Raw genomic sequence first — 14,454 nt, forward strand, 5'->3', positions numbered from 1 at the left:
CTTTCCTACGTGTCGCGTGCCGCAAGGGCTTCGTCCAGGCTGGGATAGAGGCTGACGATCTCGGTGATGCCGACCAACTTGAGCGGTCGGCTGGTGGCCGGACCGTCGGCGACCACACTGAATGCCACGTCAGAGCCCGCTTTGTCGTGGGCGGCCACCAGCACGCCCATCCCGGCGGAGGCGAGGAACTCGACGTCGGTGAAATCGATCACGATGCCGGAGGGCTTCTGCTCGAGTGCCGCGTCGATCGCGGTTTCCAGCTGGGGCGAGGTGAGCATGTCGACGACGCCGGACACCGCCACGATGGCCACGCCGTCGACCCAGGTTTCGGCGACGACACAGTTCGACGCCCCCGATGAGGCGGTTATGCCTTCGGCTGCTTGCTCGTCCAAGGTTCACCTTCCATGTCAGGCCGCTCCACGCATTGTGCAAGAGCACAGACTCATGCCTCTCGCGCAGGCTGCATCCTGAACCCGGCAAGACCAAACTACCGTGGCCGTCTGCGGCGACCGGCACAGATTAAACCAGGAGTGGCGCCGACGCCCGTAGCATGGCGAGTCGAGAGCCCCCTTGAACACAGCCGCAGCCCGGACATGAGGAGACCGTGACCGCAGCGCCCCCACACCTGGTGGACCTGCTCACCGCGATCGAGGCGAGCCCGCCCGGACCCGGCATCGGCGCGTTCTTCGATCTGGACGGCACGCTGGTCGACGGCTTCACCGCGACCGCTCACGCCGGGGACCGCATCCGGCGCCGGCAGGCCCGCATCGGCGAGGTGACCGGCGTCATCGAGGCGGCGATGCGGTACCGCTTCGGCCGGGTCAACTTCGCCAAGCTCCTCGAGCGCGCCGCCGGGTACCTGCGGGGAGAATTCCTGGCCGAACTCGACGACGTCGGCGAACGGCTGTTCCGGGAGCGGGTGCGGTCGCGGCTGTTTCCCGCCATGCACGAGGTCGTGCTGGCACACCAGCGCCGCGGCCACACCGTCGTGATGTGTTCGTCGGCGCTGACGATCCACGCCGAGCCGGTGGCGCGCTTCCTCGAGATCGGCCACGTGCTGTGCAACCACTTCGAGGTCGACGAGGCAGGACGGGTCACCGGCCGGATCGTCCGACCGGTCATCTGGGGGGCGCGCAAGGCCGACGCGGTACAGGCGTTCTGCGCGGGCCGCGCCATCGACCTGGCCGACAGCTACTTCTATGCCGACGGCAACGAGGACATCGCGCTGATGAGGCTGGTCGGGTATCCGCGTCCGGTCAACCCGCGCCGCGAGCTGGCCGCCATGGCCGCGCTGCAGAACTGGCCCGTGCTGCGGGTGACGACTCCGGGCAAGGGCAGCCACGACGGACTCCGTGGTGTACTAAAGTAGAACACGTTCCAATTTTCGACTTTTCCGGCCCATGAGCCCACCAGGAGCGAACTATGCATACTCCCCTGTGCGACCAACTCGGCATCGAGTTCCCCATCTTCGCGTTCACCCACTGCCGTGATGTGGTGGTCGCGGTGAGCAAGGCCGGCGGCTTCGGTGTGCTGGGCGCGGTCGGCTTCACCCCCGAGCAGCTCGAGATCGAACTGAACTGGATCGACGAGCACATCGGGGACCACCCCTACGGCGTCGACATCGTGATCCCGAACAAGTACGAGGGCATGGACGCGGCCGACATGGACCCCGAGGTGCTGAAGAAGACCCTCAACGACCTGGTGCCCCAGGAGCACATCGAGTTCGCCAAGAAGATCCTCTCCGAGCACGGCGTGCCCGTCGAGCACAGCGACGACGACGCCCTGCAGCTGCTCGGCTGGACCGAGGCCACCGCCACCCCGCAGGTCGAGGTGGCGCTGCAGCATCCGAAGGTGACGATGATCGCCAACGCGCTGGGCACGCCGCCGGCCGACATGATCGCCCACATCCACGAGCAGGGCCGGGTGGTCGCGGCGCTGTGCGGGTCGCCGTACCAGGCGCGCAAGCACGCCGACGCGGGCGTGGACATCATCATCGCCCAGGGCGGCGAGGCCGGCGGGCACTGCGGCGACATCGGCTCGATCGTGCTGTGGCCCCAGGTGGTCAAGGAGGTCGCGCCGATCCCCGTGCTGGCGGCCGGCGGCATCGGCAGCGGTCAGCAGATCGCGGCCGCACTCGCGCTGGGCGCCCAGGGGGCGTGGACCGGCTCGCAGTGGGTGATGGTCGAGGAATCCGAGCACACTGCGGTGCAGCACGCCGCCTACGCGAAGGCCACCAGCCGCGACACCGTGCGGAGCCGGTCGTTCACCGGCAAGCCGGCCCGCATGCTCAAGAACGACTGGACCGAGGCGTGGGAGAACCCGGAGAACCCGAAGCCGCTCGGGATGCCGTTGCAGTACATGGTGTCCGGCATGGCGGTGGCCGCGACGCACAAGTACCCCAACGAGTCCGTCGACGTCGCCTTCAACCCCGTCGGCCAGGTCGTCGGCCAGTTCACCAAGGTGGAGAAGACGGCCACGGTGATCGAGCGCTGGGTGCAGGAGTACCTCGAGGCGACGGGCCGCCTCGTCGAACTCAACGAGGCCGCCGCGGTCTAGTGATTTCGGCGTGGTTGTCGACGCCCAGCGACGACAACCACGCCGAAATCACCGGGTGTTGAGCGCGATCGCGGCGTCGATCAGCGCGGTGAACGCCCTCTCGTCGACGGTGTCGCCTTCACGGAAGTCGATGGCGCGCCGGGTGTTTCCGTCGAGGCTGGCGTTGAACAGTCCCGCCGGGTCGTCGAGAGAGGCGCCCTTGGCGAAGGTGACCTTGACGTAGTCCTTGTAGGACTCACCGGTGCAGATCATCCCGTCGTGGTACCAGACGGGCACTCCGCGCCACTTCCACTCCTCGACGACGTCCGGGTCGGCGCGGTGGATCAGCTCGCGGATGCGGGCCAGGGTGTCCCCGCGCCAGTCCCCGAGTTCCTCGATGCGCGCGTCGATCATCTCGGCGGGTGTGGGCTCGGCCATGCGGTGTCTCCTCAGCGTCGTTCCTGGATGCGGATCATCGTGCCCGCAGGATCGCGGACTGCGCAGTCGCGCACCCCGTAGGGCTGCTCGGTCGGTTCGGCGACCACCTCGGCGCGGTCCTGCAGCCGGGCGAACGTGGCGTCGAGGTCGGGGGTCGCCAGCACGATGATCGCGTAGGTGCCCTTGGCCATCATCTCCGCGATCATTGCGCGCTCCTCGTCGGTCACCCCGGGGTCGGCGGCCGGCGGATGCAGCACGATCGAGGTGCCGGGCTGTCCGGGCGGCCCGACGGTGATCCAGCGCATCGTGCCGCGCCCGACGTCGAGACGGACCTCGAAACCGAGCGTGTCGCGGTAGAACGCGAGCGACTCCTCGGGATCGACGTGCGGCAGGAAGGTCTGGGCGATGGTGAGGTCGGTTGTCGTCACGAGCCTCACGCTAGGTGGAGGCCGGTCGCGGGTGCTTCTCGATTCCTGATCGGTCTGGTCACCTTCTTCTCCACGCAGGACGGCAGGCCCGCCACCGCATGAGCCGCGCGGTCGCGGTAGACACTCGGCGGCATGCCCACCAGTTCGGTGAACCGGGTGCTGAAGGTGCCCAGCGACGAACAGCCCACGGCGAAGCACACTTCGGTCACCGTCAGATCACCCCGCCGCAGCAGGGCCATCGCCCGTTCGATCCGCCGCGTCATCAGGTACGAGTACGGCGACTCGCCGTAGGCGAGCTTGAACTGCCGGGACAGATGCCNCCCCGCCGCAGCAGGGCCATCGCCCGTTCGATCCGCCGCGTCATCAGGTACGAGTACGGCGACTCGCCGTAGGCGAGCTTGAACTGCCGGGACAGATGCCCCGCGGACATGTGCACCCCGCGGGCGAGCGCTTCGACGTCCAACGGCTGGGCGTAGTCCCGGTCGATCCGGTCGCGGACGCGGCGCAGCAGCGTCAGGTCACGAAGGCGGTTCGCCGAGGCGGGATCCGGGGACATCCCGGTGATGGTACGACGCCGGTCTTCCGTCCTCACGCTTCATTATGTAGGTTGACATACATAAGCACGAAGGGAGCCGTCTGGCGATGACCAGTCCTCGGGAACGCATGGTCGTCTCGGCAGCGCTGCTGATCCGGGAACGGGGTGCCCACTCCACCGCGATCGCCGACGTGCTCGCTCACAGCGGCGCCCCGCGCGGATCGGCCTACCATTACTTCCCCGGCGGTCGCACGCAGTTGCTCTGCGAAGCCGTCGACTACGCCGCCGAGTACATGACCACCAAGCTCGACGCGTCGGCCTCCTGCCTGGACGCACTCGACGAACTGTTCCGCGGCTATCGGCAACAGTTGCAGCACAGCGACTTTCGCGCCGGATGCCCCGTCGTCGCGGTCGCTGTCGAGGCCGGTGACCCGGACAAGCCCGAACAGTCGGAGCCGGTGATCGCCCGGGCCGCCGCGGCGTTCTCGCGGTGGCGCGAGGCGATCGCGGTGCGGATGCGCGCCGACGGCATCGACCCCCAACGCGCCGAGGACCTCGCGGTGTTCACCCTCTCGGCGTTCGAGGGTGCCCTCGTCCTCGCGCGCGCCGCGCGTGACCTCGACCCCCTGGACCGGGTGCACGCCCAACTCCGGTCCCTGATCGGCGACCAGCTTCCCCGAAGGAGAAGGACCTCACGATGACCGACACCGCCACCGACTGGCAACCCACCGCCTGCATCCTGTGCGAGTGCAACTGCGGCATCGTCGTGCAGGTCGAGAACCGCCGGCTGGCCCGCATCCGCGGCGACAAGAATCACCCCGCATCGCAGGGCTACACCTGCAACAAAGCGCTGCGGCTGGATCACTACCAGAACGACCGCAACCGGTTGACCTCCCCGCTGCGCCGCCGGTCCGACGGAACCTACGAGGAGATCGACTGGGACACCGCGATCTCCGAGATCGCGGCGGGCTTCCGGGCCATCGCCGACACCCATGGCGGCGACAAGATCCTCTACTACGGCGGCGGCGGGCAGGGCAACCACCTCGGCGGCGCGTACAGCGGCGCGTTCCTCAAGGCGCTGGGCTCGCACCACCGGTCGAACGCGCTCGCCCAGGAGAAGACCGGCGAGCACTGGGTCGACGCGCACTTCTACGGCAACCACACCCGCGGCGAGTTCGAGCACGCCGAGGTGTCGGTTTTCGTCGGCAAGAACCCGTGGATGTCGCAGAGCTTCCCCCGCGCCCGCGTGGTGCTCAACGAGATCGCCAAGGACCCGGCCCGATCGATGATCGTCATCGACCCGGTGATCACCGACACCGCGGCGATGGCCGACTTCCACCTGCGGGTGCGGCCCGGCACGGATGCGTGGTGCCTGGCGGCGCTGGCCGCCGTCCTGGTACAGGAAAACCTCTGCGACGAAGCCTTTCTCGCCGAGCACGTCACCGGCGCCGACGCGGTCCGCGCGGTGCTGGCCGAGGTGCCCGTCGCCGACTACGCGCAACGCTGCGGGGTCGCCGAGGATCTGCTGCGCGCCGCGGCACGCCGCATCGGCGGCGCCGCCAGCGTCGCGGTGTTCGAGGACCTCGGCGTTCAGCAGTCCGTCAACAGCACGCTGTGCTCGTATCTGAACAAGATGCTGTGGATCCTGACCGGCAACTTCGCCAAACCCGGCAGCCAGCACCTGCATTCGTCGTTCGCCCCGCTGTTCCGGTCCGGCGGCGTGGGCCGCAGCCCGGTCACGGGCGCACCGATCATCGGGGGCCTGATGCCGAGCAACGTCGTGCCCGAGGAGATCCTCACCGACCATCCGGACCGGTTCCGCGGGTTGATCGTGGAGAGCAGCAACCCGGCGCACTCGGTCGCCGACTCGGGTGCGGTGCGTGCGGCTTTCGAGAGCCTCGAGCTGCTGGTGGTGATCGACGTGGCGATGACCGAGACGGCGCGGCTCGCGCACTATGTGCTGCCCGCGGCCAGCCAGTTCGAGAAGGCCGAGGCTACGTTCTTCAACCTGGAGTTCCCGCGCAACACCTTTCACCTGCGGCACCCGGTCATGGAGCCCCTTCCCGGCAGCCTGCCCGAACCCGAGATCTGGGCCCGGCTGATGCGGGAACTCGACGTGGTCGACGAGGCCGAACTGGCTCCGCTGCGTCGCGCCGCCGAAGCCGGTCGCGACGAGTTCACCGCCGCGTTCCTCGCTGCCGTCGGCGCGAATCCCGGGCTGGGCAAGGTGCTTCCGTTCGTGCTGTACGAGACGCTGGGTCCGACGCTGCCCGACGGCCTGTCCGGGGCCGCCGCACTGTGGGGGCTCGCGCAGAAGACCGCGATGACCTACCCGGAGGCGGTGCGGCGGGCCGGTCACGCCGACGGCAACGCGCTGTTCGACGCGATCCTGGCCGGGCGCTCTGGCGTCACGTTCACCGTGCACGAGTACGAGGACGACTTCACGCTGATCACGCATCCGGATCGCAGGATCGCGATCGAGATGCCGGAGATGCTGGCCGACATCCGCGCGCTGGCCGACGCGCCCGCGGAGCTGACGACCCCGGAGTACCCCATCGTGCTGTCGGCCGGCGAGCGGCGCGCCTACACCGCCAACGACATCATCCGCGACCCGTCCTGGCGCAAGCGCGACACCGACGGCGCACTACGGGTCAGCGTGGAAGACGCCGAAGCGCTCGGCCTCACCGACGGTGGTCGCGCCCGCATCAGCACGGCCGCGGGCACTGCCGAGGCGACCGTGGAGATCAGCGAGGCGATGCTGCCCGGGCACGCGTCGTTGCCCAACGGTTTCGGGGTCGACTTCGTCGGTGACGACGGGCGCGCCCGCGTGCCCGGGGTGGCGCCGAATGCGTTGACGTCCACCGGTTGGCGCGACGCGTACGCGGGCACGCCGCTGCACAAGCACGTGCCCGCCCGTATCGAGGCCGTGGAGGCAGTGGAAGCGGTCGCGCTCGCGACCTAGGGGGTCACCGGGGCCGGGTCGGCCGGAGCGGGGGCCGGCGGGGGTGCGACCGGCGACATCGCCGGCGTGGGGCCGGCCGACATCGGGCGCTGGGTCAGCAGCAGCAGCGCGTCCGAGCCCGTCACCTCCTGGGTCTGCATCGCATGCCACAGATCCCGCAGGTACCCCAGCTTCGTCTGCGTCGTCGGGGTCTCGGTGGTGCCCGGCGGCAGGTTCTCCGGGCTGGACAGGTGCGGCACCCCATCCGGAGACGCAGCGTCGACCGGGGCGGCGGGACCGGCGGCCAGCGACTGCACCGGCGCCGCGTCGGCCGGCGCGGGACCGGGAGCCGGCGCGGGCAGCGGCACAGGTGCGGGCACGGGCTCCGGCGGCGCCGCGGGCTGGGCGGCCGCCAGCGGCGCACAGGCGATCAGCGCCGCGAACGCGGCGGCACCCGCGGCGACCGCAGTCTTGTCCCATCCGATCATCGCCGGTTCCCCCTTCGGGTCAGTGGCCGCAGTGATGAGCCATTGTCACCCTGTGCTTCTTCGCACGGGCCGCATTCGTTACAGCGCCGGTTCGCCGAAGTCGGCGCACGGAGCACCGCCGGTGGTGTAGGTATGCGATATAGCCCCGTGACGGCAAGGAGCAAGCATGCCGACTCCGGATCTCCCGCCCGGTTTCGACTTCACCGACCCCGACCTCAACTGCGCGCGACTGCCGGTGGAGGAATTGGCGGCGCTGCGGCGCAGCGCCCCGATCTGGTGGAACGAGCAGACCGGCGGCGGCGCCGGGCCGTTCGGCGACGGCGGCTACTGGGTGGTCACCAAACACCGCGACGTCAAGGAGATCTCCAAGCGCAGCGACGTGTTCTCCAGCCTGGAGAAGACGGCGCTCCCCCGCTACCCCGAGGGGTCCACGTTCGAGCAGATCGAGACCGGCAAGTTCGTGTTGCTCAACATGGACGCGCCGCACCACACGCACCTGCGCAAGATCGTCTCGCGTGGTTTCACGCCCCGCGCCGTCGAACGGTTGCGGGCCGATCTGGACGCCCGTGCGCAGAACATCGCCAAGAGCGCGGCCGCCGAAGGCGCCGGCGACTTCGTCGAGCAGGTGTCCTGCGAACTGCCGCTGCAGGCCATCGCCGGTCTGCTGGGCATCCCCGACGAGGACCGCAAGAAGCTGTTCGACTGGTCCAACCAGATGGTCAGCGACGACGACCCCGAGTTCGCGCACTACGACAACCGCAATGCGGCAACCGAACTCATCATGTACGCGATGCAGCTCGCCGCCGAGCGGGCCGAGCAGCCCGGTGAGGACATCGTCACCAAGCTGATCGAGGCCGACGTCGAAGGGCACAAGCTCTCCGACGACGAATTCGGGTTCTTCATGGTGCTGCTCGCCGTCGCGGGCAACGAGACGACCCGCAACTCGATCACCCACGGCATGATCGCGTTCACCGAGCACCCCGACCAGTGGGAGCTGTTCAAGCGTGAGCGCCCGGCCAGCGCCGTCGACGAGATCGTCCGGTGGGCGACGCCGGTGACGTCGTTCCAGCGCACCGCACTGTGCGACTACGAACTCTCCGGCGTGCAGATCAAGAAGGGTCAGCGGGTCGTGATGTCCTACCGGTCGGCGAATTTCGACGAGGAGGTGTTCGAGGACCCGCACGCGTTCAACATCCTGCGGGACCCGAACCCGCACGTCGGGTTCGGCGGCACCGGCGCGCACTACTGCATCGGTGCGAACCTGGCGCGGATGACGATCGAGTTGATGTTCAACGCCATCGCCGACCACATGCCCGACCTGCGTTCGGTCAGCACCCCGGAACGGCTGCGGTCGGGCTGGCTCAACGGGATCAAGCACTGGCAGGTCGACTACAGCGGCACGGGCTGCCCCGTCGCGCACTGAGCGCACAGCTCCCCGAGTTCGGCGCGCGTGGGCCCCGCGGCGAGCGGCGGACGCCATCCCGACGCGTACACCGCAAGGGCGCGCTGCTGCAGGCGGTCCAGGTCCGACGGGAGCGCCTGCATCCGCTCGTAGGCCGCCACCTCGGCGCGTAACGATGCATCGGCGCCCGCGGCGGCGACGACGAGATCCGACGGCAACCGTCGGCGCAGGTCGATGTCGCCGCCCGCCCACCGCCGGAGCCGCTCGCCATCGCAGTGCACATGGTCGAGGAACCACGGGCGTACGTGATCGCGGCACCACGCGTCGAATTGCACCGCCACGGTGACCGGGTCTCGGGGACGGCGGTGCAGCAGCTCGACCAGCGCCTGCGCCTGTCGGAACGCCAGCGTGACGCCGCGCCCTGCCAACGGCGTTGTGGTGCAGACGGAATCCCCGACTGCAATGAGTCCCGGCACCATCGGTCGTCCGTTGTCGTCGACCTGTTGGCGGTACGAGTTGTGCAGTCCTGCGCCGGGCAGCACGGGGGTGATCGGTTCCGCGCGATCGATCCACTCCGCCAGCATCGGGATGGCGCGCACAGCGGCCTCATGCACCGCCGCGTGCCGCAGCAGGCGCAGCCGCGGGTCGGTGCCGTCGTGGGTGATGGTGATCGAGAAGGTCCCGTTGTCATGCACGAACGCGACCGCGAAGTACCCGCTCAGGCTCAGGGACAGCCCGATCGGGCCGTTCACGGGGCCGCCCGCGGTGACGTCTCTGAGCCGGTACTGCCGGGTGACGTAGGCCGCACCGCAGGGAGCGCTCTCCCCGACATGACCCACGCCGCGCGACATCCGACCGGCCCGCCCGGAGGCGTCGATCACGAGATCGGCCGATACCCGCGTCCCGTGCACTCGCACCCCCACGGCGCGATGTCCGTCGAGCACCACGCGGTCGACATGCCCGGTGACCATCGTCAACCGGTGCTGGCGCGAGGCGACCGCCCGCAGCACGCGTTCGAACAATTCACGGCGACACCGCAGCGCCACTGCGGTGCCGTCGTCCGCGCGGACGACCGTGGCGCCAGCCCCGACGAGAAGATCGACGCCGCCAGGAATCTCGGCTTGCAGCGCGTCGACCACCGGTCCGCGGAAGGTATGCGCGTGCGCGAACTGCATCACCCCTCTGCGCCGCCAGGTCAGGTTGCCCGCCGGACCGGGATCGCGGTCGATGACAAGGACGTCATGGCCCCGGCGGGCCAACGCGATGGCGGTGAACAGACCCGTCGGACCGGCGCCGACGACAACGGTGGTCATCTCGTCTCATTTCAGGTAACTTATGGTGTAATGAACAGCTGAAGGGTCACCTGAATGTCGGATTCTGTCAAGCGCGAATACCAGTCACCTCTGCGCAGCGCCCAGGCGCAGGCCACCCGGCGGCGAATCGTCGCGGCCGCGGCGGATCTGTTCGTGTCGTCGGGCTTCGCCGGGACGTCGGTGGACGCGATCGCCGACGTTGCGGGGGTGAGCCGTAAGACCGTCTTCACCGCGGTCGGCGGCAAGACCGAACTCCTTGCGCTGGCACTGGACTGGGCGGTCGCCGGCGACGACGTACCTGTTCCGCTGGCGGCCCGACCGGACGTGATCGCGTTGCTGGGCCTGCCGCGCCCGGGCGCGGTGCTCGACGCCTGGGCCGCGGTGCTCACCGACATCGACGCGCGCGTCGACGGGCTGTTCGCCGCGCTCGAATGTGCCGCCGCATCGGACGAGGTGGCGCGCGCCCTGTTCGACCGTGTGAGTGCGCAACGACGGGAGGGCGCGGCAGCGGTCGTCGATGCGGTCGCCGCACTGGGTGGTCTGCGGGACGAGCTGTCTCGGTCCGAGGCGGTCGACCTGGCCGCGCTGTTCACCGAGCCGCTGCTGCACCGCCGCCTGGTGGGCGCCCGCGGCTGGTCCCGCCGACGCTTCGAGACATGGCTGGCCGACACGCTGCGACGGCAGTTGCTCAGCCGGCCGGATAGTCGATGATCGAGCGCCAGTAGTCCTCGCCGATCTCGCCGCCGGAGCGCAGCACCATCGTCAGCCCGGTCGCCATCGCGACGCCCAGCAGGCCGAGCCACAGCCCGAACAGGCCGATCACCACCCACAGCGCCGCGGTCAGCGTCGGCCACGGCGACACGACGGCGAGTACCGGCGCGAAGAAGAAGCCGGTGCCGACGTACCACGACGAGCCGGCGCGGTCACAGATCAGCACGATGCGCAACCATCTCGGGATCCCAGCCATGCCTCCACGCTGCCCGGCCGAGGTAGCCGCGGCAATTACCTGCCAGGTAGTGGCTTCTCCGATCGGCGGCGGGTGAGACTGGGGGCATGACCGTGCAGGAGGCGCCGACGACGACCGTCGGATCGATGGTGCGGCGCTGGCGGACCCGGCGCCGGCTCAGCCAGCTGGACCTCGCGTTGGAGGCCGGCGTCTCGGCACGCCACCTCAGCTTCGTCGAGACCGGCCGGGCCGCGCCGAGCCGGGCGATGGTGCTGCGGCTGGCCGGCGTCCTCGACGTCCCGCGCCGCGACCAGAACCGCATGCTCGTCGCCGCCGGGTTCGCCCCGGCCTACGCTGAGCGGCCTCTCGAGGCGCCCGACATGGCGGCCGTGCAGGCCGGCGTCGCGCGTGTGCTCGCCGCCTACGACCCCTACCCCTGCGTCGTGGTGAACCGGGCCTGGGACCTGGTGAGCGCCAACGTCGGTGCGGGCGTGCTGCTCGCCGGCGTCGCGCCGCACCTGCTCGAGAATCCCAACGCGCTGCGCATCGCACTGCACCCCGACGGCTTGGCGCCCCGCATCCGCAACCTCGGTCAGTGGCGGTCCCATCTGCTCGAACGGCTGCGGCGGGAGGCTGCCGCCGACGACTCGGGCGAACTCGCCGGACTGCTCGACGAGCTGGCCGGCTATCCCGGCGGGTATGCGCCCACCGATCTGGGTGGCGTCGCGGTCCCGCTGGAGCTGGTCACGCCGGACGGCGTCGAACTGCGGTTCCTGTCGATGGTGACCACGTTCGGCACCGCGCTCGATCTCACCGCCGCCGAACTCAGCATCGAGGCGTTCCTGCCCGCCGATGACGCGACGGCGGCCGCGCTGGGCTGACAGCAACGGCGCGGGCGGCGAATCGCGGGGAATTCGCCGCCATCGGCGCGCGACCGCATAGAGTCGGGCGCCATGGAACTCCGACACCTCATGGCGGCCGTGGCGGGCGGCGTCGTCGTCCTCGGCGCGGCCGGATGCTCGTCCCCCGAGCCCGCGTTGGGCGGCACCACCGCCACCGTCACGATCGACGGCAACGACGCCGGAGGTACGCTCCCCGTGACGTGCCGGCAGACCGGATTCACTTGGTACATCCAGACTCCCGAGAAGGAAAAGGGGTTCACGGCCGTGCTCGCCACGGACGGGCCGGCCAAGGCGAAGTCCGTCGAGTTCCGCGACCTGGGTGGGTTCTCCGGAAACTTCTGGGCCGGCAACTTCGGGGAGGCCGAGGTGACCGGGGGCCAGGGGCACTACACGATCACCGGCACGGCGGACGGGAACTTCACCGCCAAGCCGAGCGATGCGGTCACAGCGAAGTTCCGCATCCAGGCGAACTGCTAGTCGAGACCTTCTTCGTAGCGCGCGATCGCGACCAGCCGATCGTGGGCCTCGATGCTGACCAGTTCGCCGCTCATCGCCCGCAGCAGGGGTGAATCCCCGATCTGCGAGACGTCGGCCAGGGTGGCTTTCGGGTGTCCGTCGTGGTGCATCGCCGTGCCTCCGTTCGATACGGAAGGGCTACCCGGCGGGTGGCGGGCAAATCTGACGAACGTGTGACCGCGCGGAGCTAGGCCTGGATGATGATCGGGTCGCCGACGCTCACGGTGTCGTAATACCAGGCGGCGTTGTCCGGGCCGAGGTTGATGCAGCCGTGGCTGACGTTGGCGTACCCCTGCGATCCCACCGACCACGGCGCGGAGTGCACGTAGACGCCACCCCAGGTCACGCGGACGGCGTTGGCGACGGTGAGTTTGTAGCCCTCGGGATCCGACAACGGGATGCCGATGGTCCGGGAGTCCATCACCACGGACTTCTCCTTTGCCAGCGCGGTGAACTGGCCGACCGGGGTGGGATGCTTCGGCTTGCCCATCGAGGCGGGCATCTCGCGGGCGACGACTCCGTCGATGCTCACCGTGAACGTGTGCGCGTCGATGTCGGCCACCCCGACCACTGAGGACCCGGTCTCGAAGCTGGTGGCGAAGCCGCCGACCGAGACGTCGATGGGTGCGTGCGCCGGGAAGAACGTCGCGGGTGTCCACTGCACGGTCCGGTCGTCGAGCCAGGCGAAGCTGCCGTCGGCGGGCGCGCCGCTTCCAGCGGGGCGCACCGCGATCGATCCCTCGGCGGCGCGGCGGCTCGGCACCGGCGACGTGTAGGTCACCGTGACGGGATGGGCCACCCCGACGGTCTGGCCGGGGGCCGGCGAGATGTCGCTGATGGTCGGTGGCAGCGCGGTGTCGATCGCGCCGAGGGCCGACGGTCCGGCGGACAGGCCGGACATCCCGGCCAGTACGACCACCGATCCGAGTACGGCGGCCACCCGACGGGTGACCGAACTGCGGGGCCGATTCTGTTCACGTGAGGCGCTCGCCACGGTGCCATCCTAGATAATCGTGGGGTCTCCCCCTGTAGAACCGCTATCGCGGTCACACCTCGGAACGTTTCACCCCACCGACGGCCAGCAACGCATAGCCCAACGCCAGCACGCCCGCGGCCAGCGCCGCGACGTTCACCGCCACCGCGGCGGCGCCGACACTGGCGGGGTCGAGAAAGAAGTACGGCGCACGCCGGCCCGCGTTGTTGAGCACCAGCAGGGCCAGCGCCAGGTAGGCCGCCGGGAACACCAGCCAGGCGACGGGCTGCCACCACGACAACCGGGCTGCCATCGGGGCCTCGCCGTGGCCCACCAGCACCCAGTCGCACAGCGCCAGCGCCGGAACCACGACATGGAGCAACAGGTTGGCGACGGTGTAGCCCATGCTGTGACCGGTGAGGAACAGGTTCCACACCAGGCCCGCCATCACCACGTAGAGCACCACCGCCCCGCGCAGGCCCGCGCGGGCGTCGGCGCGCGGCCAGACCAGCGTGCACAGGTAGTAGCCGGCGGCCAGCAGGTTGGCCTGATAGGTGAAGGTGAGAAGCCGCCACCACAGGCCGCGTTCGGAGGTCACGCCGACGACGAGAAGTGCTGCGGCAACGGCCACGACGATGCCCAGGCGCAGGGCGACGCGGGGAGTCACACCGTCAGGGTAGGACGGGCGGCACCGGAGGAGGCGCCACCGCAGGCGGCGGCTCGTTCTGCCCGACGCCCGACAGGCGGTCGCGGATCCGCTGCAGAATGCCCGGCCGCTCCTCGGGCACAGGCGGAGGCACGACCTCCGGCGCGGGCAGCACCGGCGGTGCGGCGGCGTCGGCCGGAGGCAGCACGTCGGCGCCCTCCACCGGAGCGGGATCGGGGGCGGGAGCCTCCTGCACCGGCGCGGTGTCCGGCGCCGGCTCCTCGACGACAGGTGCCTCCTCGACCACCGGCGGCGGGGCCGGGATCTCGGCGACCGGCGGGGGTGGCGGCGGCGCCGGGGTCGCCCTCGGCGCCGGCACCACAGTCTCAGC

18 protein-coding genes and 2 pseudogenes are annotated in these 14,454 nt (G+C 70.0%); 8 read left to right on the forward strand and 12 right to left on the reverse strand.

All coding sequences use genetic code 11. The features are described 5' to 3' along the window. Positions 1–5: 5 nt before the first annotated feature. Positions 6–392, reverse strand: coding sequence for an STAS domain-containing protein (locus MCHUDSM44219_RS06255; RefSeq protein ID WP_082162074.1), 387 nt, complete (start codon positions 390–392; stop codon positions 6–8). 212 nt (positions 393–604) lie between these two features. Between MCHUDSM44219_RS06255 and MCHUDSM44219_RS06260 the strand changes: the two genes are divergently transcribed. Further along, positions 605–1,369: an HAD family hydrolase gene (locus tag MCHUDSM44219_RS06260; protein ID WP_048417372.1), complete on the forward strand. Its 765-nt coding sequence runs from the start codon at positions 605–607 to the stop codon at positions 1,367–1,369. 53 nt (positions 1,370–1,422) lie between these two features. Then, a complete protein-coding gene (locus MCHUDSM44219_RS06265) occupies positions 1,423–2,556 on the forward strand; it encodes a nitronate monooxygenase (protein ID WP_048417373.1) in 1,134 nt (377 codons plus the stop codon). A gap of 48 nt (positions 2,557–2,604) precedes the next feature. Here MCHUDSM44219_RS06265 and MCHUDSM44219_RS06270 read toward each other — a convergent pair whose 3' ends face one another. The 4 genes and pseudogenes from MCHUDSM44219_RS06270 to MCHUDSM44219_RS31820 form a co-directional block, all read right to left on the reverse strand. Then, a complete protein-coding gene (locus MCHUDSM44219_RS06270; protein ID WP_048417374.1) occupies positions 2,605–2,973 on the reverse strand; it encodes a DUF1801 domain-containing protein in 369 nt (122 codons plus the stop codon). Positions 2,974–2,984: 11 nt separating this feature from the next. Beyond that, positions 2,985–3,401: a VOC family protein gene (locus MCHUDSM44219_RS06275; RefSeq protein WP_048417394.1), complete on the reverse strand. Its 417-nt coding sequence runs from the start codon at positions 3,399–3,401 to the stop codon at positions 2,985–2,987. 5 nt (positions 3,402–3,406) lie between these two features. After that, a partial coding sequence (locus MCHUDSM44219_RS30700) for a helix-turn-helix transcriptional regulator (RefSeq protein ID WP_236695372.1) occupies positions 3,407–3,720 on the reverse strand: 314 nt, incomplete at its 5' end. Position 3,721: 1 nt separating this feature from the next. After that, positions 3,722–3,957 (reverse strand): annotated as a pseudogene (locus MCHUDSM44219_RS31820) (helix-turn-helix domain-containing protein); the annotation flags it as partial. 86 nt (positions 3,958–4,043) lie between these two features. On the opposite strand from MCHUDSM44219_RS31820, the gene MCHUDSM44219_RS06285 reads away from it, so the two are divergent. Both MCHUDSM44219_RS06285 and MCHUDSM44219_RS06290 read left to right on the forward strand, forming a co-directional pair. Next, on the forward strand, positions 4,044–4,637 hold the full coding sequence (locus tag MCHUDSM44219_RS06285) for a TetR/AcrR family transcriptional regulator (protein ID WP_048417375.1): 594 nt from the start codon (positions 4,044–4,046) through the stop codon (positions 4,635–4,637). Next, positions 4,634–6,898 (forward strand): molybdopterin-dependent oxidoreductase, encoded by a 2,265-nt coding sequence (locus tag MCHUDSM44219_RS06290; RefSeq protein WP_048417376.1) that lies wholly within the window; start codon positions 4,634–4,636, stop codon positions 6,896–6,898. The genes MCHUDSM44219_RS06285 and MCHUDSM44219_RS06290 overlap by 4 nt, the downstream gene beginning before the upstream one ends. Here MCHUDSM44219_RS06290 and MCHUDSM44219_RS06295 read toward each other — a convergent pair. After that, on the reverse strand, positions 6,895–7,365 hold the full coding sequence (locus tag MCHUDSM44219_RS06295) for a hypothetical protein (protein ID WP_048417377.1): 471 nt from the start codon (positions 7,363–7,365) through the stop codon (positions 6,895–6,897). The two genes, MCHUDSM44219_RS06290 and MCHUDSM44219_RS06295, sit on opposite strands and share 4 nt — an antisense overlap. Positions 7,366–7,531: 166 nt before the next feature. On the opposite strand from MCHUDSM44219_RS06295, the gene MCHUDSM44219_RS06300 reads away from it, so the two are divergent. Then, positions 7,532–8,788: a cytochrome P450 gene (locus MCHUDSM44219_RS06300; protein ID WP_048417378.1), complete on the forward strand. Its 1,257-nt coding sequence runs from the start codon at positions 7,532–7,534 to the stop codon at positions 8,786–8,788. Here MCHUDSM44219_RS06300 and MCHUDSM44219_RS06305 read toward each other — a convergent pair. Beyond that, positions 8,755–10,080, reverse strand: coding sequence for an NAD(P)/FAD-dependent oxidoreductase (locus MCHUDSM44219_RS06305; RefSeq protein ID WP_048417379.1), 1,326 nt, complete (start codon positions 10,078–10,080; stop codon positions 8,755–8,757). The two genes, MCHUDSM44219_RS06300 and MCHUDSM44219_RS06305, sit on opposite strands and share 34 nt — an antisense overlap. 54 nt (positions 10,081–10,134) lie before the next feature. Here MCHUDSM44219_RS06305 and MCHUDSM44219_RS06310 point away from each other — a divergent pair, with 54 nt between their 5' ends. Beyond that, positions 10,135–10,791: a TetR/AcrR family transcriptional regulator gene (locus tag MCHUDSM44219_RS06310; RefSeq protein WP_048417380.1), complete on the forward strand. Its 657-nt coding sequence runs from the start codon at positions 10,135–10,137 to the stop codon at positions 10,789–10,791. On the opposite strand, the gene MCHUDSM44219_RS06315 is transcribed toward MCHUDSM44219_RS06310, so the two are convergent. Further along, entirely contained in the window at positions 10,769–11,047 is a 279-nt protein-coding gene (locus MCHUDSM44219_RS06315) for a hypothetical protein (protein ID WP_048417381.1), read from the reverse strand. The genes MCHUDSM44219_RS06310 and MCHUDSM44219_RS06315 overlap by 23 nt on opposite strands. A gap of 86 nt (positions 11,048–11,133) precedes the next feature. Between MCHUDSM44219_RS06315 and MCHUDSM44219_RS06320 the strand changes: the two genes are divergently transcribed. After that, on the forward strand, positions 11,134–11,907 hold the full coding sequence (locus MCHUDSM44219_RS06320; protein ID WP_048417382.1) for a helix-turn-helix transcriptional regulator: 774 nt from the start codon (positions 11,134–11,136) through the stop codon (positions 11,905–11,907). Between the two features lie 72 nt (positions 11,908–11,979). Then, positions 11,980–12,405 (forward strand): lipoprotein LpqH, encoded by a 426-nt coding sequence (locus MCHUDSM44219_RS06325; protein WP_048417383.1) that lies wholly within the window; start codon positions 11,980–11,982, stop codon positions 12,403–12,405. Here the strand turns inward: MCHUDSM44219_RS06325 and MCHUDSM44219_RS30245 are convergent. From MCHUDSM44219_RS30245 to MCHUDSM44219_RS06340, 4 genes and pseudogenes are all read right to left on the reverse strand, one after another. Further along, complete coding sequence (locus MCHUDSM44219_RS30245; RefSeq protein WP_165762036.1) at positions 12,402–12,554, reverse strand: hypothetical protein; 153 nt, start codon at positions 12,552–12,554, stop codon at positions 12,402–12,404. The genes MCHUDSM44219_RS06325 and MCHUDSM44219_RS30245 overlap by 4 nt on opposite strands. 77 nt (positions 12,555–12,631) lie before the next feature. Further along, complete coding sequence (locus tag MCHUDSM44219_RS06330) at positions 12,632–13,438, reverse strand: L,D-transpeptidase (protein WP_048417384.1); 807 nt, start codon at positions 13,436–13,438, stop codon at positions 12,632–12,634. A 52-nt stretch (positions 13,439–13,490) separates the two neighbouring features. Further along, a complete protein-coding gene (locus MCHUDSM44219_RS06335; RefSeq protein WP_048417385.1) occupies positions 13,491–14,084 on the reverse strand; it encodes a Pr6Pr family membrane protein in 594 nt (197 codons plus the stop codon). 4 nt (positions 14,085–14,088) lie between these two features. Continuing rightward, positions 14,089–14,454 (reverse strand): annotated as a pseudogene (locus MCHUDSM44219_RS06340) (DUF7159 family protein); the annotation flags it as partial.

The organism is Mycolicibacterium chubuense, assembly GCF_001044255.1.
GTDB lineage: Bacteria > Actinomycetota > Actinomycetes > Mycobacteriales > Mycobacteriaceae > Mycobacterium > Mycobacterium chubuense.

Coding starts and splice junctions, on each gene's coding strand:
- MCHUDSM44219_RS06270 (WP_048417374.1), bottom strand. CDS start 2,973: ATGGCCGAGCCCACACCCGCCGAGATGATCGACGCGCGCATCGAGGAA.
- MCHUDSM44219_RS06305 (WP_048417379.1), bottom strand. CDS start 10,080: ATGACCACCGTTGTCGTCGGCGCCGGTCCGACGGGTCTGTTCACCGCC.
- MCHUDSM44219_RS30245 (WP_165762036.1), bottom strand. CDS start 12,554: ATGCACCACGACGGACACCCGAAAGCCACCCTGGCCGACGTCTCGCAG.
- MCHUDSM44219_RS06315 (WP_048417381.1), bottom strand. CDS start 11,047: ATGGCTGGGATCCCGAGATGGTTGCGCATCGTGCTGATCTGTGACCGC.
- MCHUDSM44219_RS06285 (WP_048417375.1), top strand. CDS start 4,044: ATGACCAGTCCTCGGGAACGCATGGTCGTCTCGGCAGCGCTGCTGATC.
- MCHUDSM44219_RS06320 (WP_048417382.1), top strand. CDS start 11,134: ATGACCGTGCAGGAGGCGCCGACGACGACCGTCGGATCGATGGTGCGG.
- MCHUDSM44219_RS06325 (WP_048417383.1), top strand. CDS start 11,980: ATGGAACTCCGACACCTCATGGCGGCCGTGGCGGGCGGCGTCGTCGTC.
- MCHUDSM44219_RS06290 (WP_048417376.1), top strand. CDS start 4,634: ATGACCGACACCGCCACCGACTGGCAACCCACCGCCTGCATCCTGTGC.
- MCHUDSM44219_RS06265 (WP_048417373.1), top strand. CDS start 1,423: ATGCATACTCCCCTGTGCGACCAACTCGGCATCGAGTTCCCCATCTTC.
- MCHUDSM44219_RS06300 (WP_048417378.1), top strand. CDS start 7,532: ATGCCGACTCCGGATCTCCCGCCCGGTTTCGACTTCACCGACCCCGAC.
- MCHUDSM44219_RS06295 (WP_048417377.1), bottom strand. CDS start 7,365: ATGATCGGATGGGACAAGACTGCGGTCGCCGCGGGTGCCGCCGCGTTC.
- MCHUDSM44219_RS06310 (WP_048417380.1), top strand. CDS start 10,135: ATGTCGGATTCTGTCAAGCGCGAATACCAGTCACCTCTGCGCAGCGCC.